Origin of the sequence: Pseudoxanthomonas mexicana (genome assembly GCF_046736355.1) — a bacterium.
GTDB classification, from domain to species: Bacteria; Pseudomonadota; Gammaproteobacteria; order Xanthomonadales; family Xanthomonadaceae; genus Pseudoxanthomonas_A; species Pseudoxanthomonas_A mexicana_B.
This window is the reverse complement of the sequence record NZ_CP157201.1, coordinates 348,388-367,043: the sequence shown is the minus strand read 5'-3', so window position 1 is coordinate 367,043 and position 18,656 is coordinate 348,388. Positions and strand designations below refer to the sequence as shown.

At 70.0% G+C, this 18,656-nt stretch carries 18 protein-coding genes; 7 read left to right on the top strand and 11 right to left on the bottom strand.

Annotated elements, in window-relative coordinates; genetic code table 11:
- The first annotated feature begins 70 nt into the window (after positions 1 to 70).
- From AAG688_RS01560 to AAG688_RS01540, 5 genes are all read left to right on the top strand, one after another.
- Complete coding sequence (locus AAG688_RS01560; RefSeq protein ID WP_411833617.1) at positions 71 to 736, top strand: hypothetical protein; 666 nt, start codon at positions 71 to 73, stop codon at positions 734 to 736.
- A gap of 78 nt (positions 737 to 814) precedes the next feature.
- Entirely contained in the window at positions 815 to 2,524 is a 1,710-nt protein-coding gene (locus AAG688_RS01555; protein WP_411833616.1) for a M28 family metallopeptidase, read from the top strand.
- A 206-nt stretch (positions 2,525 to 2,730) separates the two neighbouring features.
- Positions 2,731 to 2,979: a DUF1778 domain-containing protein gene (locus AAG688_RS01550; RefSeq protein ID WP_411833615.1), complete on the top strand. Its 249-nt coding sequence runs from the start codon at positions 2,731 to 2,733 to the stop codon at positions 2,977 to 2,979.
- 10 nt (positions 2,980 to 2,989) lie between these two features.
- The gene (locus AAG688_RS01545; RefSeq protein WP_411833614.1) at positions 2,990 to 3,394 is read left to right on the top strand and encodes a type II toxin-antitoxin system VapC family toxin; all 405 of its coding nucleotides are present in this window, start codon (positions 2,990 to 2,992) and stop codon (positions 3,392 to 3,394) included.
- A 202-nt stretch (positions 3,395 to 3,596) separates the two neighbouring features.
- Entirely contained in the window at positions 3,597 to 3,989 is a 393-nt protein-coding gene (locus AAG688_RS01540; RefSeq protein ID WP_411833613.1) for an MAPEG family protein, read from the top strand.
- A 26-nt stretch (positions 3,990 to 4,015) separates the two neighbouring features.
- Here AAG688_RS01540 and AAG688_RS01535 read toward each other — a convergent pair whose 3' ends face one another.
- Positions 4,016 to 4,735 carry a pseudouridine synthase gene (locus AAG688_RS01535; protein WP_411833612.1) on the bottom strand — a complete coding sequence of 240 codons (720 nt, stop codon included), beginning with the start codon at positions 4,733 to 4,735 and terminating at the stop codon, positions 4,016 to 4,018.
- A 90-nt stretch (positions 4,736 to 4,825) separates the two neighbouring features.
- Between AAG688_RS01535 and AAG688_RS01530 the strand changes: the two genes are divergently transcribed.
- Positions 4,826 to 7,603, top strand: a complete 2,778-nt coding sequence (locus AAG688_RS01530; protein WP_411833611.1) for a M16 family metallopeptidase — start codon at positions 4,826 to 4,828, stop codon at positions 7,601 to 7,603.
- A gap of 196 nt (positions 7,604 to 7,799) precedes the next feature.
- On the opposite strand, the gene AAG688_RS01525 is transcribed toward AAG688_RS01530, so the two are convergent.
- The 6 genes from AAG688_RS01525 to oleC all read right to left on the bottom strand — a co-directional run bounded on the left by AAG688_RS01525 (position 7,800) and on the right by oleC (position 14,078).
- Positions 7,800 to 8,642 carry an endonuclease/exonuclease/phosphatase family protein gene (locus AAG688_RS01525; RefSeq protein WP_411833610.1) on the bottom strand — a complete coding sequence of 281 codons (843 nt, stop codon included), beginning with the start codon at positions 8,640 to 8,642 and terminating at the stop codon, positions 7,800 to 7,802.
- A 77-nt stretch (positions 8,643 to 8,719) separates the two neighbouring features.
- Complete coding sequence (gene ubiB, locus AAG688_RS01520; protein ID WP_411833609.1) at positions 8,720 to 10,378, bottom strand: ubiquinone biosynthesis regulatory protein kinase UbiB; 1,659 nt, start codon at positions 10,376 to 10,378, stop codon at positions 8,720 to 8,722.
- Positions 10,375 to 11,022, bottom strand: a complete 648-nt coding sequence (locus tag AAG688_RS01515) for an SCP2 domain-containing protein (RefSeq protein WP_411833608.1) — start codon at positions 11,020 to 11,022, stop codon at positions 10,375 to 10,377. Before AAG688_RS01515 ends, ubiB begins: the two co-directional genes overlap by 4 nt.
- A gap of 102 nt (positions 11,023 to 11,124) precedes the next feature.
- Positions 11,125 to 11,283: a DUF1328 domain-containing protein gene (locus tag AAG688_RS01510; RefSeq protein ID WP_411833607.1), complete on the bottom strand. Its 159-nt coding sequence runs from the start codon at positions 11,281 to 11,283 to the stop codon at positions 11,125 to 11,127.
- Between the two features lie 77 nt (positions 11,284 to 11,360).
- Positions 11,361 to 12,356 carry a 2-alkyl-3-oxoalkanoate reductase gene (gene oleD, locus AAG688_RS01505; protein WP_411833606.1) on the bottom strand — a complete coding sequence of 332 codons (996 nt, stop codon included), beginning with the start codon at positions 12,354 to 12,356 and terminating at the stop codon, positions 11,361 to 11,363.
- 81 nt (positions 12,357 to 12,437) lie between these two features.
- Positions 12,438 to 14,078 carry an olefin beta-lactone synthetase gene (gene oleC, locus AAG688_RS01500; protein WP_411833605.1) on the bottom strand — a complete coding sequence of 547 codons (1,641 nt, stop codon included), beginning with the start codon at positions 14,076 to 14,078 and terminating at the stop codon, positions 12,438 to 12,440.
- A gap of 192 nt (positions 14,079 to 14,270) precedes the next feature.
- On the opposite strand from oleC, the gene AAG688_RS01495 reads away from it, so the two are divergent.
- A complete protein-coding gene (locus AAG688_RS01495; protein WP_411833604.1) occupies positions 14,271 to 14,705 on the top strand; it encodes a YkgJ family cysteine cluster protein in 435 nt (144 codons plus the stop codon).
- A gap of 16 nt (positions 14,706 to 14,721) precedes the next feature.
- On the opposite strand, the gene AAG688_RS01490 is transcribed toward AAG688_RS01495, so the two are convergent.
- The 4 genes from AAG688_RS01490 to AAG688_RS01475 all read right to left on the bottom strand — a co-directional run bounded on the left by AAG688_RS01490 (position 14,722) and on the right by AAG688_RS01475 (position 18,556).
- Positions 14,722 to 15,636 carry an alpha/beta fold hydrolase gene (locus AAG688_RS01490; protein ID WP_411834908.1) on the bottom strand — a complete coding sequence of 305 codons (915 nt, stop codon included), beginning with the start codon at positions 15,634 to 15,636 and terminating at the stop codon, positions 14,722 to 14,724.
- A gap of 287 nt (positions 15,637 to 15,923) precedes the next feature.
- Positions 15,924 to 16,991 (bottom strand): Fic family protein, encoded by a 1,068-nt coding sequence (locus AAG688_RS01485; protein WP_411833603.1) that lies wholly within the window; start codon positions 16,989 to 16,991, stop codon positions 15,924 to 15,926.
- A 97-nt stretch (positions 16,992 to 17,088) separates the two neighbouring features.
- Positions 17,089 to 18,105 (bottom strand): 3-oxoacyl-ACP synthase III, encoded by a 1,017-nt coding sequence (locus AAG688_RS01480; protein ID WP_411833602.1) that lies wholly within the window; start codon positions 18,103 to 18,105, stop codon positions 17,089 to 17,091.
- Positions 18,106 to 18,238: 133 nt separating this feature from the next.
- Positions 18,239 to 18,556, bottom strand: a complete 318-nt coding sequence (locus AAG688_RS01475) for a DUF4156 domain-containing protein (protein ID WP_411833601.1) — start codon at positions 18,554 to 18,556, stop codon at positions 18,239 to 18,241.
- Positions 18,557 to 18,656 lie beyond the last annotated feature (100 nt).

Genomic DNA, 18,656 nt, shown 5'->3' with positions numbered 1-18,656 from the left:
GACCGGCAGGCGGGATTCAAACCCTTTCCGCACCCGGTGCATCCCACCGGTTACCCCCAAGGAGGAAACCATGATCAAGACCCCATCCCGCGCCGCGCTGCTGCTGGCCCTGACCCTGCTGGCGCCGGCCGCGCTGGCCCAGCAGAAGATTTCCAAGGTCAACGGCGGCATCAGCGTCGAGGCCGGCCAGGCCTACGGCGACGTCGAGACCGTCAACGGCGGCATCACCCTGGGCGACAACGCCACCGTCGAGGACGCCGAAACCGTCAATGGCGGCATCAAGGGCGGCAACAACGTGCGCGCCAGTTCGCTGAGCACGGTCAACGGCGGCATCCGCCTGGGCACGCAGGCGGTGATCGGCGGCGACGTCGAGACCGTCAACGGCGGCATCTTCCTCGATCGCGGCAGCCAGGTCGGCGGCGACGTCGAGACGGTCAACGGCGCGATCGGGCTGGTCGGCACGCGGCTGGCCGGTGGCATCGAGACGGTCAACGGCGACATCACCGTCGGCATCGATTCGCACGTCAAGGGCGGCATCCGGGTCATCAAGCCCAAGCGCAACGTCAGCCTGCAGAAGCGCGACCCGCGCGTGGTGATCGGCCCCAACGCGGTGGTCGAGGGCGCGCTGGTGTTCGAGCGCCCGGTGACCCTGTACGTGCACCGGACCGCCCGCACCGGTGCGGTGACCGGCGCTACCGCGCAGTCGTTCGACACCCCCACCGCGCCGGTCGACTGATCCGGCCCGCCTTCCGGCACGGGCCGCCGCCGCCCGGCTGCGGCTAGAATCGGGATTCCTTATCCGCAAGGAATCCCGATGTCCCGCAAGTTGATGCTGGTGCTTGCCACCGCCGCCGCGCTGGCGGCGTGCAAGCGCGAAAACACCGATGCCCCGGCCGCCGCCGCGCCCGCGCCCGAAACGCCGGCCGGGTATGCGTTCGTCCCCGAGATCACCGAGGGCGACTTCGCCGAACTGGTCAAGACGCTGGCCTCCGACGAGTTCGAGGGCCGCGCGCCCGGCTCGCTGGGCGAGGAGAAGACCGTCGCCTACCTGGAAGCGCAGATGAAGCGCATCGGCCTGCAGCCGGGCAACGGCGACAGCTACTTCCAGGACGTGCCGATGATCGAGAGCACCGCCGCGCCGGAATCGACGCTGACGCTGGCCACCGCCGGCCAGCCGCGCGACCTGAAGTTCGGCACCGACTACGTCATCGGCACGCGCACCGGCAAGACCGAGGTCAAGCTCGACGCCAGCGAGGTGGTCTTCGTCGGCTATGGCGTCGACGCGCCTGAGCGCAAGTGGAACGACTACGCCGGGCAGGACTGGACCGGCAAGACGGTGGTGATCCTGGTCAACGATCCCGGCTTCCACAGCAACGACGAGACCTTGTTCGACGGCAAGCGGATGACCTACTACGGCCGCTGGACGTACAAGTTCGAGGAGGCCGCGCGCAAGGGCGCCGCCGCCGCGCTGATCGTCCACGACACCCCGGGCGCCAGCTACGGCTGGGACGTGGTCAGGAACTCCTGGTCCGGCCCGCAGTACGACCTGCCCGCCGCCGACGATCCGGAACCGCGCCTGCCGGTGCAGGGCTGGCTCAGCGCCGACGCCGCGCGCCAGCTGTTCGCCGACGCCGGCCTGGATCTGGACGCCGCCTACAAGAGCGCCAGCCGCCCGGGCTTCAAGCCGGTGCCGCTGAAGGCGAAGCTGTCGGTCGACCTGAAGAGCACCATCGCCGAGAAGAAGTCGCGCAACGTGATCGGCGTGCTACCCGGCACCACGCGCGCCGACGAGGCGGTGATCTACATGGCGCACTGGGATCACCTCGGCAAGCACGAGGGCCAGCATTCCGATGACGGCGCGGGCGACAACATCTACAACGGCGCCATCGACAACGCCACCGGCGTGGCCGGCATCCTGGAGATCGCCGAGGCCTTCGTCGCCCAGAACCCCAAGCCGGAACGTTCGGTGGCCTTCATCGCGGTGACGCTGGAAGAGTCGGGCCTGCTGGGCTCCAAGTACTACGTCGCCCACCCGACCTTCGCGCTGGACAAGATCGCCGGCGTGGTCAACCTGGACGCGATGTCGGTGGCCGGGCGCTCGCGCGACATGGTGGTGACCGGCTTCGGCGCCTCGGAGCTGGAGGACATCCTCAAGCCGATCGCCGCCGAGCAGGGCCGCACGCTGCGCGGCGAGACCTCGGTGCAGAGCGGCTTCTACTTCCGCTCGGATCACTTCAACTTCGCCAAGGCCGGCGTGCCGGCGCTGTACGCCAAGGGCGGCGACGACCTGGTCGAGGGCGGCACCGAGGCCGGCAAGCGCGCGGCCGACGACTACGCCCGCCACTACCACGGCCCGGGCGACCAGTACTACCCGGAGACCTGGAAGATCGACGGCACCGTGCAGGATCTGGAAGCGCTGTACGGCGTCGGCAAGGAACTGGCCGGCGGCGACCGCTGGCCCAACTGGTACCCGGGCAGCGAGTTCAAGGCGGCCCGCGACCGGATGATGAAGCCGGCCGAGTAGGCAACCCTCCTCGCCGCAAGGCGGGACGGGATTCGGGGAACGGCGCCTGCGGGCGCCGTTCTTCGTCCTTTCCGCCCCTGCCGGCCAGATGCGGAAACTGACGCCGGACGGCGCCGGGCATTCCCTCTTTCGGTTCCGCCGCAACTTTCCGACCCGCTGGCGAGCGGGGCGACTGTACGGTACGCTACCGTACAAGGAGACCTGACATGACCGCGACCGCCGACCGCCTCGACCTGCGCCTGAGTAGCGACGACAAGAACCGCCTGCGCCGTGCCGCCGAACTGCACGGGCTTCCGGTGGCCACCTTTGTACGCGAAGCGGCCTTGCGCGAGGCCGAGTCCACCATCGCCCACCCTCCGAAAGCACGCCGGGGCAGCCTGGCCGCCCGCATGCGCGGCCGGGCCACCGCCCGCATGGGCACCGACGAAATCATGCAACTGACCCGCGGCGAATGAGGCCTGCGCCGTGAGCCGCGTGCTGGTGGACGCCAACGTCCTGCTGGACGTGCTGACCGACGACCCGCAGTGGTACGGCTGGTCGGCCGGCCAGCTCGATGCCTGTGCCGGGAAGGCCGAACTGTGCATCAACCCCATCGTGTACGCCGAGGTCTCGGTGGGCTTCGAGCGCATCGAGGAGCTGGACGACGCCCTCCCGGTCGATGCCTTCACCCGGTTGGAGCTGCCGTGGGAAGCGGGCTTCCTGGCCGGCAAGGCGTTCCTGCAGTACCGCCGCGCCAAGGGTACACGCACGTCGCCACTGCCGGACTTCTACATTGGCGCCCATGCCGCAATCGAAAGCATGGTGCTGCTGACGCGGGACGCCAGGCGTTACCGCACTTACTATCCGAAGCTTGAGTTGATCTGCCCGTAGCGTGGGCTCGATCGCGCTGCCACCGGCAGCCTTGCAAACCAGGTTGTTGAGGATCTTTCCCCAAGACCATGTCCGGGCCATTGCACTGTCCGCATGAAACGAGGGCATGGCCCGAAAGCGGGCCACCTCGAATCATGCCGGCGGTGGACACTGTACGAAGCCGAAGCCTACTCTAGGCGGCCCAACCCGGAAGAAAATCCGCATGGCCATCGCCTACGGGTGCATCCTCATCACCGCCCTGCTGCCCTACCTGTGGATCGCCGTCGCCAAGACCGGCGCGCCGGGCTACAACAACCGCAATCCGCGCGCATGGGTGGCCAAGCAGGAAGGCAATTACCGCGTGCAGCGCGCCAACGCCGCCCACCTCAACGGGTTCGAGGCCTTCCCGGCCTTCGTCGCCGGCGTGCTGATGGCGCAGCTGGCCGGCGTGCCGGTGGCGACGATCACCGCGCTGGCCGTCACCTTCACCCTCGCGCGCTTCCTGCATGGCCTGTTCTACCTGGCCGACCTGTCCCTGCTGCGCAGCCTGGTGTGGTTCGTCGGCTTCGGCAGCGCGCTGGCGCTGATGGTGCTGGCGGCGCTGCGGGTGGGCTGACCCGCGTCGCTCCCGCCGGATCGCGCCTATCGCAGGTCTTCTTCCCAGCCGAACAACGCGAACGCCTTGCGGAACCTGGCATCCAGCGGCGCCACCGTCTCGATGCGCTCGCCGCTGGCCGGGTGCAGGAACGACAGCCGTACCGCGTGCAGCAGCATGCGGTGCACGCCGAGCATGCGGAAGATGCGGTTGTGGCGGCCGTCGCCGTGGCTGGTGTCGCCAATCAGGTGGTGCGAAGCGTGCTTGAGGTGGCGGCGGATCTGGCGGAAGCGCCCGGTCTCGGGCTCGCAGCGCAGCAGTGCGTAGCGCGAGGTCGCGAACTCGCCGGACGGTTCCGGCAGCTCGCCGGTGGCCAGGCGCACGTAGCGCGTCAGCGCCGGCTTCTTCGCCGGCTTGCCGGGCCCGCCGTCGAGCGGGTGATCGATCACGCCCTCCGGCCCGGGCCAGCCCCGGCACACCGCCAGGTAGTGCTTCTGGACCTGGCGCGCCATGAACTCGCGGCCGAGCGCGCCGGCGGTGTCGTGGTCGAAGGCCAGCAGCAGGCAGCCGCTGGTGGCGCGATCGAGCCGGTGGATCAAGAAGACCGGGCGGCCGAACTGCACGCGCAAGGCGTCGATCAGGAATTCGTTCTCGCCGCGCGCCAGGCTGCTGTCGTGCAGCAGCGCGCCGGCCGGCTTGTCGATCACCGCCAGGTGCTGGTCCACATGCAGCACGTCCGCCACGGCAGCCGACGCGCTCACCGGCATGCCCCGCGGCGCCGGCAATCTGCGAAACTGCCGGGCGCGCAACAGGACCCGTGCCCCCGCGCCTGCGCATCCTTCAACATGGAGAACCCGATGAATTGCAACCGCCGTATTCTGGCATTGTGCGCGGCCCTCGCGCTGACCCTGGGAAGCGCGCCGGCCCTGTGGGCCGATGCGCCGACCGCCCCGGCCATCGTCCTGCCCAAGGGCACCAGCGCCGGTCCCAGCGTCGAGGGCATCAGCGAATACACCCTGCCCAACGGGCTGCGCGTGCTGCTGTTCCCCGATCCCAGCAAGCCCACCGTCACCGTCAACGTGGTCTACGGGGTCGGCTCGGCGCACGAGAACTACGGCGAGACCGGCATGGCCCACCTGCTCGAGCACCTGGTGTTCAAGGGCACGCCGTCGGTGGCCAACATCCCCGAGGAATTCAAGAAGCGCGGCATCAGCTACAACGGCACCACCTGGCTGGATCGCACCAACTACTTCGGCTCGTTCCCGGCCAACGACCAGACCCTGGACTGGCTGCTGGCGCTGGAAGCCGATCGCATGGTCAATTCGCACATCGCCAGGCGCGACCTGGACAGCGAGATGACCGTGGTCCGCAACGAGATGGAAATCGGCGAGAACAACCCCGGCCGGGTGTTCCAGCAGCGCCTGCGCTCGCAGGCCTACCTGTGGCACAACTACGGCAAGAGCACCATCGGCAACCGCGCCGACGTGGAGAACGTGCCGATCGAGCGCCTGCAGGCGTTCTACCGCACCTGGTACCAGCCGGACAACGCCACCGTGATCGTGGCCGGGCGCTTCGACCCGCAGCGCGTGCTGGCCACGGTGAACAAGCATTTCGGCAAGCTCAAGCGGCCGGCGCGGCAGCTGCCGCCCAAGTACACCGTCGAGCCCACCCAGGATGGCGAGCGCGAGGTCAACGTGCGCCGCGTCGGCGACATGCACCTGGTCGGCCTGGCCTACCACGTGCCGTCGGTGGCGCATCCGGACAACGCGCCGCTGCAGGTGCTGGCCAGCATCCTCGGCCACACCCCCAGCGGCCGCCTGCACAAGGCGCTGGTGGAGACCAAGCTGGCCGCCGGCAGCGGCAGCGGCGCCGACGCCTTCGTCGATCCCGGCCTGCTGGTGTTCATGGCGGTGCCGGCCAAGGACGGCGACCCGGCGCAGGTCGAGAAGGCGCTGCTGGAACAGGTCGAGGCGCTGGCCGCCCGGCCGTTCACCGAGGAGGAAGTGGCCGCGGCCAGGCAGCGCCTGGGCAACAACTTCGAGCTGTCGTTCAACGACGTCAACCGCATCGCCACCGCGCTGTCCGAATACATCGCCACCGGCGACTGGCGGCTGATGTTCCTGCAGCGCGACGCGGTGGAGAAGGTCGGCGTTGACGACGTCAACCGGGTTGCGCGCACCTACCTGGTGCCGAGCAACCGCACCCTGGCCCGCTTCATCCCCACCCAGCAGCCGGTGCGCGCCGAGATCGCCGCCGCGCCCAGCGCCGCCAGCCTGGTCGCCGGCTACACCGGCCGCGCGGCGGTGGCCGCCGGCGAGGCCTTCGACCCGACCCCGCAGAACATCCTGGCGCGCACCCGCACCGTGACCGTCGGCGACGGCCTGAAGGTGTCGCTGCTGCCCAAGAAGACCCGTGGCGGCATGGTCACCGCCACCCTGGTGTTCCGCTTCGGCGACGAGGCCGCGATCACCGGCCGCACCGACGCGGCCGGCTATGCCGGCAACCTGCTGCTGCGCGGCAGCAAGAGCCTGACCCGCGAGCAGATCGACAAGCGCTTCGATGACCTCAAGGCCAACGTGTCGGTCGATGGCGGCGCGCAGAACGCCTACATCTCGGTCACCACCAAGCGCGAGAACCTGGCCGAGGCGCTCAGGCTGGCCGCCGACGTGCTGCGCAACCCGGCCTTCTCCGAAAGCGAGTTCGAGCAGCTGCGCACCCAGGCGATCACCTCGCTGGAGGCCAGCCGGCAGGAGCCGTCGCGCTTCGCCGGCGAGGCGATGCAGAAGCACTTCAACCACTGGCAGGCCGGCCATCCCTACGCCTTCCGCAGCCTGGACGAGCGGCTGGCCGCGGTCCGCGCGCTGAAGCTGGAGGACGTGCGCGCCTTCCACCGCGACTTCTACGGCACCGCCACCGGCGAGGTGGCGATCGTCGGCGACTTCGACGCCGATGCGCTGACCCAGGAGCTGCAGGCGCTGTTCGCAGGCTGGAAGAGCGCCAGGCCGTTCGCGCGCATCGCCGACGGCCACCGGCCGGTGGCCACGGTGCGCGAGTCTTTCGAGACGCCGGACAAGGCCAATGCGGTGCTGCTGGCGCGCGCCGGGTTCGCGCTCAACGCCGACGATCCGGATCACCCGGCGCTGGTCGTGGCCAACCGCGTGTTCGGCGGTGGCGGCATGGCCTCGCGGCTGGGCAACCGCATCCGCCAGCAGGAAGGCCTGAGCTACGGCGTCGGCAGCCAGATCGGCATCGACGACCAGGACGACGACAGCTCGCTGCTGATCCAGGCCAGCGCCGCGCCCGAGAACATGGCCAGGCTGGAAGCGGCCATGCGCGAGGAACTGGAGCACTTCGTGCGCGACGGCATCAGCGCGCAGGAACTGGACGACGCCCGCGACGGCCTGCTGACCGCCTACGCCAACGGCCGCGCCAACGACGGCAGCGTCGCCGGCCTGCTGCGCCGCGACCTGTACCTGGGCCGCACGCTGCAGTGGACCGCCGGGTTCGAGGAGGCGATCCGCAAGCTGACTCCGGAACAGGTCAATGCGGCGATCCGCAGGCACCTGCGCCCGGAGCAGCTGAGCGTGTTCGTGGCCGGCGACTTCGCCGGCGCCGGCAAGCGCGAAAAGCAGTAGCCTCGACCGGCCGCCGCGGTTGCAGCGTGGCGGCGGCAGGACGGCAATGGCCCGGCGACGGGCCGTTGCCGTATGCGGGAAGGAAAGGTGCCTTCGGCCATCCTCGCGCGTCTTCGCGCCGCAAGGAATTCAGCGCTTGCCTGCCTGGCGCCGCCGGGGTGGGCGCACTCCGCCGGCAGGTGATGCGCGAGGCGCGCTACGGCAGCCGCAGCGTGGCCACCAGCGGGAAATGATCGGAAGGGTAGCGGCCGCGCCAGCGCGTGGTCACCGACCTGGCCGACTCGACCTCGACGCCGCGCACCAGGATCCAGTCGATGCGACGGTCCGCCATGCCGCCGAAGCCATGGAACGTGGCCTCGCTGCCCTCCAGGCGCGGCGCGATCCGCCACGCGTCCTGCAGCCGTTCCGACAATACCGCATGGACCTCGCCGTCGGGCGTGGTGTTGAAGTCGCCGGTCAGCACTACCGGCACCGCCGCCGGCAGCGCCGCCAGTCGCCGCGCGATGGCGCGCGCGCCGCGCACGCGCGCCGGTTCGTCCTGCTCGCGATACGGCAAGTGGGTGTTGAACAAGTAGAAACGGCGGCCATCGGCGTCCCGCTCGAACAGCGCCCAGGTCACCATGCGCGGGTACAGGTGGCCCCAGCTGATGCTGCCCGGCACCTGCGGCGTGTCCGACAGCCAGAAGTCGCCCGAGGCCAGCACCCGCAGGCGGTCGCGCCGGTAGAACACGCCCATGCGCTCGCCGCCGCCGTCCGCCTCGCGACCGCGCCCCAGCCAGGCATACTGCGGCAACTCCCGCGCCAGGTAGTCGGCCTGCGCCGGCACCAGCTCCTGCACGCCAACGACGTCGGCATCCTCTTCGCGCAACATGCGCGCGACCAGCGGCTTGCGCGTCTCCCAGGCGTCCACGCCGTCGCTTTCCACCGGCAGGCGGATGTTGAAGCTCATCACCCGCAACATGGCCTCATCGGCGCAGGCGGGCGGCGCGCAGGCCAGCAGCAGCCAGGCGAGCAGGCGCAGCATGATCAGTCGTGGCATGGAAGATCCTCGTGCTTGCATGGAGGTGCCATTGTGGCGCCGCAAGCTCTCTCGCCGCCGACCGTGCGGTGCAATCCTCAGCGCCGCGGCCAGGCCGCCAGCAGCGCCCACAGCCCGCCGAGGCCGGCGATCCACGACGAAGCCGGGATCGACAGCAACCGCGGGCCGCCGGCCTCGAAGCCGTACAGCACCGCCGCCACGATCAGCAGGCCGACGCCGAGGATCGCGGCGACCACGCGCCGCTGCATGCCCTTCATCGTCTGCGTCAGTTCGGCCAGATCCTGCGATCGCATCGCCAGCTCGTGCCGGCCCTCGACCTGCTGGGTCAGCCAGGCGTGCACCAGCCGCGGCATGTCCGGCGCGTGGGTCATCAACTCGGGCAGGCGCTTGCGCAGTTCCTGCGCGGCGCGCCCGGGGCTGTAGCGTTCGAGCAGGATGCGCTCCAGCACCGGCTTGGCCACCGCCCAGATGTCCAGCCGCGGGTCCAGCAGGCGGCCGACGCCCTCGATGTTGAGCAGGGTCTTCTGCAGCAGGATCAACTGCGGCTGCAACGTCAGCTGGTACTTCTGCGCGGTGCGGAACAGCTTGAGCAGTACCTCGGCCAGCGAGATCTCCGACAGCGGGCGGGTGAAGTAGGGCTCGCAGACCGCGCGCGTGGCCGCCTCCAGCTCGTCGAGGCGCACGGTCGCCGGTATCCAGCCGGCCTCGACGTGCAGTTCGGCGATGCGCCGGTAGTCCCTGTTGAAGATGGCCATGAAGTTCTCGGCCAGGTAGTACTGGTCCTGCGGCGAGAGCTGGCCGGTGATGCCGAAGTCCAGCGCGATGAAGCGCGGATTGGCCTTGCGCGCCGGGTCGGTGTCGACCCAGATGTTGCCGGCGTGCGCGTCGGCGTGGAAGAAGTTGTCGCGGAACACCTGGGTGTAGAACACCCGCACGCCCTTGGCCGCCAGCGCGCCGCGATCGATGCCGGCCGCGTCCAATGCGGCGACGTCGTCGGAGGGGATGCCGTGCACGCGCTCGATGGTCAGCGCGCGCTCGGCGGTGTGGGTCCAGATGATCTCCGGCACGTACAGGTCGTCGGAGTCCTTCCAGAAGCGGCGCATCACGCTGGCGTTGGCGCCCTCGCGCTGCAGGTCCAGCTCGGCGGCCAGGGTGGACTCGATTTCGGCCACGATCGCGCGCGGGCGGATCTTGTCGGCGTTGGGATGGGTGCGCTCGACCAGCGCGGCGGCCGACCTGAGCAGGGAGATGTCGGCGGCGATCTGCCGCTCGATGTCCGGGCGCAGCACCTTGACCACCACCTCGCGCCCGTCCGGCAGGGTCGCCGCGTGCACCTGGGCGATGGAGGCCGAGGCCAGCGGCGCGGTGTCGAAACGGGCGAAGGCCTCGTCGATGGAGCGCCCCAGCGCGGCCTCGACGAGGCGCTGCGCGGCCTGCCCGTCGAACGGCTTGACCCGGTCCTGCAGCAGCGCCAGCTCCTCGGCCACGTCGGGCGGGATCAGGTCGCGGCGGGTGGACAGGATCTGGCCGAACTTGACGAAGATCGGCCCGAGTTCCTGCAGCGCCAGCCGCAGGCGCGCGCCGCGCGGCTGCGCGGCGATCTCGGCCGAGGCACGCGGCACGAATGGCCGGCCCAGCCGCAGCCAGCGTTCGGCCGGGGTGCCGTCGAGCAGATCGTCCAGGCGATAGCGCAGGAGCACGCGGCCGATGCGGCTGGCGCGCAGCGCCGCCTTCATGCGCCACCGCGCGCGCGCAGGCGCTCGACGCGCGCGGCCAAGCGCTCGGCGTCGTCGCGCAGCGCGTCCACGTCGTCGTGGAAGGCGTTGAGCTCGGCGCGGCCGACCACGTCGCGCGATTCCTCGGTCACGTACTCGGCGGCGCTGCCGGCCAGCTCGCCGGCCGCTTGCCGCAGCTGGCGCAGCGCGTTGCGCGCGCCGTTGGCGACCTGCACGCCGACGACCTCGCCGAACACCGCGGTGAACGGCCGCTGCCAGTCCGGATCGAAGCGCTGCGCCAGCGCCTGCAGCCGGCGCGCCAGCTCGGCGTCGCCGGAGACGCGCACGCGCCCGACCGGCGTGGCGTGATCGTTGCGCGGCTGCCCGAGCAGGCCGGGCAACTGGCCCAGCAACCCGGCCAGCGTGCTGCGCACGGCCAGGTCGGGCTCCTGCGCCGGGTCCACCGGGCCGACCCGCAGGCCGCCGCCGGCGACGCGGATTTCCAGGGCGACGGCGGGCGCGGCCAGCGCCAGCGCGATGCGGCGCCCTTCCAGCGCGGCCAGCGCCGCGCCGGTGTCGGGATCCAGCGTCAGCGCATGGTTGAGGGCGGTTTCCAGCGCGTGGCCGGCCAGCGGCTTGAAGGCATCGAAAGGGGAGGTCGGCATGCGCGCATTCTACCGTTCCACCCCTGCACGGACACGAAAACACCCGCCGGCGCAGGCAGGCGGGTGTCTTGGGCGTGGCGGGTGCGGCGCGGTGGAGAAGCGTCAGACCCGGCGGCCGCGCAGCAGCGAGACGATGGCCAGGATCACGAACACGACGAACAGGATCCAGGCGATGTTGCTGGCCGCGCCGGCGATGCCGGTGAAGCCGAGCACGGCGGCAATCAGGGCGATGACGAAGAAGACGACGGCGTAATGCAGCATGGTGCTCTCCCACGGAATGTCTGCCGGATTGGCATGGCCGCATCGTGGCCGCCGCGCTGTCGCGGCGGAGTGATGAATCAGGCGCGTTGCAGCGATTGCTTCAGCTTGATGATGCCCTCGTCAAAGGACACCATCGGCACGTAGCCGAAATCGCGCCGTGCCGGTCCCATGTCGTACCAGTGCGCGGTGCTGAGCTGCTCGGCCAGGAAGCGCGTCATCGGCGGATCGCCCTTCAGCGGCAGCACTTTCCACAGCACCTCGCAGGCCCGGCCGATGCGGTAGGCGGCCTTGAACGACAGCGTCTTCTCCACCCGCGGCGCGCCGGCGGTATCGAGCAGCGCGTTGAGCACCTCGCGCATCGGCCTGGGCTCGCCGTTGGAGATGAAATAGGCGCGGCCTGCGCAGGCCGCGCCCGGCCGCAGGTGCTCGAAGGCGTCGAAATGCGCCAGCGCGGCGTTGTCGATGAAGGTGGTGTCGACCAGGTTGTCGCCGCTGCCGACGATGCGCAGCCGCCCGCTGCGCGCGCGCTCGACCAGCCGCGGCAGGATCTGCGGGTCGCCCGGTCCCCAGATCAGGCGCGGGCGCAGCGCCACCGTCGCCAGGGTCGCGTCGTTGGCGGCCAGCACCGCCTTCTCGGCGATCGTCTTGGTGGCGGCGTACGGCGCCAGGAAGTCCTCGCCATACGGCACCTCGTGCGCGCCCAGTCCCTCGACCGGCTGGGTGGCGCGATGGGTGACGCTGGGCGTGGAGGTATGGATCAGCCTGCCGATGCCATGCGCGCGGCAGGCGGCCAGCACGTTCCCGGTGCCGACCACGTTGGCCTGGTGGTAGCTGCGGTAGCTGCCCCATGCGCCGGCCTTGGCGGCGTTGTGGAAGATCGCCTCGACGCCGTCGGCCGCGTGCATCACCGCGTGCGCATCGGCCAGATCGCCCTGCACCTGGCCCACGCCGAGTTTCTGCAACACCGGGTAGTGCCCGCGGTTGAAGCTGATGACGTGGTGGCCGCGCTCGACCAGCCCGCGGCACAGCGCCTGCCCGAGGAAGCCGCCGCCGCCGGTGACCAGGATCTTCATCGCGATGTTCCCATGCTCTTCGGAAAAGAAAATGTGCCCCGCCCCCGCTGACAGGTGGGCGGGGAACGGGGCAGGCCGCGCTCATCCACCCACGCGCTCCCGCGCCCAGGCCGCCAGTTTCTCGCGGCCGATCTTGGCGTTGTGGCGGATGTCCACCGGGAAGGCGGGATGCGGCAGGAAAGTGCCGATGCGCGCCGTATGCGGGTGGCTCGCGCCCAGCGCGCGCAGTTCGGCCTCGATGCGCGCGAACTCGCCGGCCGCGACGCCGGCCGCCAGTTCCACGCACAGCACTGGTGTCTGCGCGCCCGCCGCGCCGACGCCGACCAGCGCGGTGCGCCGCACCTGCGGATGGACGTTGAACACCGGCTCGACCTGCTCGGTATGGAGCGGGCCGTCGGTGGTTTCCACGCGCTGGGTCTTGCGCCCGCAGAACCACAGCCGGCCATCGGCGTCGAAGTAGCCGGCATCGCCCATCCGGTGGACGACGCGTTCGCCGCCGCCGGGCAGCGCCTCGCGGATCTTGGCCGTGCGCGTGGCCGCCTCGCGGTTGAAGTAGCTGTCGGTGGCGGTCGGGCCGGCCACCGTGATCTCGCCGACCTGCCCGGCCGGCAGTTCGCGCGCCTGCGACCAATCGGCGATGGCCGCATCGTCGATGGCGATGATGCGTACCTGGTTGGGCGGCACCGGACGGCCGACGCAGGTGCCGGCGCCGGCCTCGGTGGCCATGCGCGTGGCCTGCAGCTCGCGGCCCTCGATCACCGCCACCGGCAGGCATTCGGTGGCGCCGTACGGGGTCCAGAACTGCGCGTCGTCCGGCAGCAGCCCGCGCATCTTCGCCACTACCTCCGGCGGCACCGGCGCGCCGGCCGAGGTCACCCGGCGGACGGTGGGCAGCGGCTGGCCGTAGTCGGCCAGCACCTTCATCAGCGCCGGCGAGCCGAACAGCTGGGTCACGCCGAAGCGCGCGATGGCCGCGTGCAGCTTGCGCGGATCGGCGCTGGCCGGGCGGGTCGGATCCATGTCCGGGATGATGCTGGTCAGCCCCAGCGCCGGATCGAACAGCGCGAACGGCGGGAAGGTCGGCAGGTCCACGCCGCCGGCCTCCATCCCGAACGCCTCGCGCAGCAGCTCGATCTGGGCGACGAAATGGCGATGGCGGTAGACCACGCCCTTGGGCACGCCGGTCGAGCCGCTGGTGAACAGGATCGCGGCGACCTCGTCCGGCGCGGTGGCCGCCAGTTGCGGGCCGCTGCCGGCGCCGTCGCGTTCCACCTGCGCCAGCGTCGCCCCGCCCCAGCCCAGCCGCGGGCCGGCGGTGACGATGCGCCGCGCGCCGCGCGCCCAGCCCAGCAGCAGGCGCGCGAGCTGCGCCAGCGGGATGCCGATGAAGGCCTCCGGCTGCGCCTCGTCCAGGCATTGCCGCAGCGCGCGCCGGTCGATGCCGGGATCGACCAGCACCGGCACCGCGCCGGCCTTGAACAGGGCGAACATCAGCAGGAAGAATTCCGGCGAGGGCCGCACCATCACCACCGTGCGCACGCCGCGGCCGATGCCCTGGCGCGCCAGTCCGGCGGCGATGGCGTCGCTGCGCGCATCCAGTTGCGCATAGGTCAGGGCGGTGTCGTAGCGGCCGCCGCGACCGGGGCAGCGCAGCGCCACCTGGTCGGGCCGCTCGCGCGCCAGCCGCGGCAGGCTGGCGGCGATGTTGCAGGGCGAGGTCATGCGGCGATTATCGCCGATGCGCGGCGAAGACCGGCCGGCCGGTTCCGCCTGGCGGCATGGCACGCTGCATGCCGGCGCACGCTTCCGCCGCCCGCGCCTGAACCGGATGCGCTCCGGGGCTTGTCCGGCGATGCGATTCGGGCAGAATTCCGCACCTCTTTCCCGACCCTGCCGCGCAAGGCCCGGCCTGCCATGATGCATCCCTGCCTGACCTGCGGTGCCTGCTGCACGCAATACCGCGTCGCCTTCCACTGGATGGAATCGGATGCGTTCACCGAGGGAGGCGTTCCGTCCGCGCTGACCGAGCCGCTGGACGCGCACCGGCTGTGCATGCGCGGCACCTACTCCGAACCGGTCCGCTGCGCGGCCCTGGATGCCGAGATCGGCGTGCGCTCGCGCTGCAGCATCCATCCGAACCGGCCGAGCGCATGCCGTGAGGTGGATGCGTCATGGGAATACGGCCAGGCCAGCGCGCAGTGCGACAAGGCGCGCATCGCCCACGGCCTGGCGCCACTCACCCTGGCCGACTGGCGCTGGCGCGACGACGCCGCCAACGATGACGACGATCATCCCGACGACAGCGGCAACAGCCCGAACACGCCGACGCTGCCGCCGATCGCGGCCTGACGCCGGCGGCGATCGATCAGCCTTCCAGCGGATGCGCGTCCAGGAACGCGCGGATCGCCGGCACCAGCACGTCCGCCTTGTCCTCCAGCACGTAGTGGCCGGCGTCCTCGAAGGCCTGCACCTGCGCCCGCGGCAACGCCGCGCGGAAGCCTTCCAGGAAGTGGCGGTCGAACACGAAGTCCTTCAGGCCCCAGCCGATGAAGGCCGGACGATCGGCGAACGACGGCAACGCCCTGCCGGCCGCCTCCAGCAGCGGCCACGCCGCGTCCTTCGGCCCCAGCGGGATGTCCTGCATGAAGCGGATGGTGGAGATGCGGTTCTTCCACGAGTCGTAGGGCGCCACGTAGGCGCGGCGCACGTCGGCGGGCATCTTCTTCTCCACGCCCAGGTACGAGGCGCCGGCGGAAAACGCGTTGAAGCCGCGGATGACCAGTTCGCCGACGAAGTAGTCGCGTCCCAGCGCGATCTGCCACGGCATCGGCTTGGCCGCCGGCATCGGGAACGCTGCGGTGTTGGTGATCACCAGCTGCCTGACCTGCGCCGCGTGCGCCAGCGCCCAGCCGAAGCCGATCATCCCGCCCCAGTCGTGCACCGCCAGCGTCACCGGCGTGGCGTCGTCCACGCCGGCATGGCGCAGCAGCGCCTCCAGGTCGTCCACCCGCGAGCGCAGCGTGTAGTCGTAGCGCGGCGAAGCGCTGGGCCTGTCGTCCGGCTTGTCCGACAGCCCCATGCCGACGTGGTCCGGCACGATGCAGCGGTAGCGATCCGACAGCCCGGACACCAGCCTGCGCCAGTAGTAGCTCCACGACGGATTGCCGTGCAGCATCACCACCACCTCGCCGTCGCGCGGGCCCTCGTCGAGGTAGGACATCGAGATGCCGGGGCGCGCCTCGAAGCGGCGGGGAGTGAAGGGGTAACCGGGGAACTGCATCACGGGCACACGTATCGCGGAAACCGCGCATTGTAGGCCAGCGGCCACCGATGGCACCGTGGCCCGCCTGCGCAGTCCCGGCATGCGTCTGCATGCTCTGCCAGGCGCGCTACCACCCGCACCCGGGTTGCGACCCGACACTCGACCTGCCCGGGTTTGCGCACCCGCCTGGTTTGTCCTGCGGCGGCAGCGAGGTCAGCGCCTGGCGCTGGAACAGGAAAGCCACACGCTCGGCATCGGTGCCCAGTCCGGAGGCTTGCGGCCGGCGGCCTTCCCGGCGGCAATCTTCACGGCTCGCCCCGGCGTAGGAGATCGAACAGCGGACGGTTGACGTAGTAGTTGTTGCGGCCGACCCGGATCTTGTCGAGCACGCCGTCACCGGCCAGGGCATCGAGGTAGCGGGTCGCCGTCAGGCGAGAAACGCCCAGGTCGTTCTGCAGGAACTCCACCCGCGTATAGGGATGGTTGAACAGGTTGTTGATCAGATCCTGGCTGTAGAACCTGTAACCATCGCGCACGCGTTGCTTGGTCCGCTGCAGCAGGTCCTTGATGGCCTGGATGGTGCCAATGGTTTCGCCGGCGGTCGTGGCGACGGCATCGAGCATGTAGAGCACCCAGTCTTCCCAGGCATCGTTTTCGCGCACCGCCTGCAGCAGCCGGTAGTAGTCCGGCTTGGTGCGGACAATGTGGCGGCTGAGGTAGAGCACCGGGATGTCGATCAACCGTTCCTTGACCAGGTACAGCACGTTGAGGATCCGCCCGGTGCGGCCATTGCCGTCGTAGAAGGGATGGATGCTCTCGAACTGGTGGTGGATCAACGCCATCTTCACCAGCGGGTCGACCCCGAACGGCGGCTCGTCGTGGATGAAGCGCTCCAGTTCGCCCATCAGTCGCAGCACCTCGTTCGCGTCCTGTGGCGGCTCGTATACCAGGCGACCGGCACCGTCGCGCAAGGCGGTGCCGGGCAGCTTGCGGAAGCCGGCGCGGTTGCATTCGAGCTGCTGCTGGATCTCCAGGATCGTGTTGAGCGTGAGCAAGCCCGAATCACGGACCCGGGCAAAGCCGGTCTGCAGCCCTTGCCGGTAGCGCAGCACTTCCTTGACCGCCGTGCCGGCAGCCTCGCTGGCTTCTTCTTCCCGGTACAGATCGTCCTGGGTGGTGACGATGTTCTCTATGGCCGAACTGTCCCGCGCTTCCTGCAGGGTCAGCGTGCTGATCAGGATGTTCTGGTTGGGGATGCTGGCCGCAACGCCCTTGAGTTCGGCCAGGGCGCGACTGGCCACGTTCAGGCGCTTGAGGATGTCCGCGCGCTCGAAGCGCAACGGATCGAGCACCTGCAATGTGGGAAGCGACATAGCCCCTCGTCTTGTGTCGAGAGAAGGGACCAATCTTATACACGTTGTCGCTTACGTGTATATTTTTTTGCAAAAAATATACGCGTTGCGTGTCGTCCTACCACACCACCTCGGCCATCGAGCAGTTCAATCCCGAGCCGATGCCCAGCAGGGCGATGCGGTCGCCCTTCTTCAAGCGGCCCAGCTCCTTGAGCTTGCTCAGCACAATCGGCACGCTGGCCGGGCCGATGTTGCCGTGTTCGGCGAAGATGGTCAGCACCTTCTTCGGATCCACGCCCAGCGACTTGATGAAGGCCTGGGTGTGCGGGCGGCTGACCTGGTGGATCACGAACTGATCCAGTTCGTCCACCGCCCAGCCCAGGGCCTGCCGGGCCGCGGCGAAGGTCTTGGTGGCCAGCTTGATGCCCTCGATCAGCAGCAGCCGGGTGTCGGTGACCATGCGGTCCAGGTTGCCGCGGCACAGCTGGTTGAATTCGGTGGCCGAGCGGGTCACGCCGCCCTTGTAGCGGGGCGCGTCCGGGGCGAGATCGCTGCGGGCCAGGACCATCGCCGCGGCGCCGCAGCCCAGGGTCAGGGCGGCCATTTCGTCGCGGAACTGCTGCTCGGTCACGTCCGGCGCGCTCATCCGTTCCAGGGTCTTCTCGTAGACCAGGTTGGCGGTCTCGCCATCGACCACCAGCGCGTAATCGATCTCGCCGCGCTCGAGCATGCGCGCGGCGATGTCCATGCCGTTGATGAAGGCCAGGCAGGCATTGGCGACGTCGAAGTTCTGGCAGTGCTCGCCCAGGCCCAGGTTGCCCGAGACGATGGAGGCGGTGGACGGCTCCAGGTAGTCGCGGCTGACCGAGGTGTTGACCAGCAGGCCGATCTTCTCGGCCGGTACGCCGGCGTCTTCCAGCGCCTTGCGCGCGGCGATCGTGGCCACGTCGGAAGCCTGCTGATCGTCGTCCCACATGCGGCGCTCGTGGATGCCGGCGATGTCGCCGAGCACGTCGGTGCGGATGCCCAGGCGTTGCAGCGTGGGCTTGAGCCGTTCGTTGATTTCCCGCGAGGTCAGCGTATGCGGCGCGTCGACGTGCGCCAGTCCCGCGATGGAGACGTTCTTGAAAAGCATCGAATTAGCGCCAGGGCTCAGGCGAAGGGGGCGACAAGGTTACCGGCTTCCGGTCTTCACCGCACCTTTACGATGCGGTGAGGTATTGCGCACGGGATGAGATGGCCGGATTTATGTGAAATCCATCACGATTTCATCGGACCGGACACCGGTAGGCGGCGAAGCGCTGCGCGCCGTTGGCCGGCTCGCCCAAGGGCTGCAGGGTGTTGGCGCTGATGCCCGGCGCCTCGTTGCGGGCCAGGGTTTCCAGTTCGTCGCGCACGCGCAGGGCGTTGCGCTCGTAGAAGGCCACGCTGTGCTTGACCGAGACCGACACCTCGCCCTGCTTGGCGCAGCCGGCCGGCGCGGCGCCGGCGGGGATCACCCGCACCGCCCTGGCGTCCGGGGCCAGCGAGACCCAGGTGCAGCCGGTCAGGGCGAGCAGGACAGCGGAAAGGACGATCAGGCGCATGGGAAGCATCCGGGGAAAGGCGTAAGGAATATGGAACAGCGGGAATGAACCTGCGGGTAAACAGGATGCCGGACCGGCGCGGAAGAAGGAACGCCGGCGA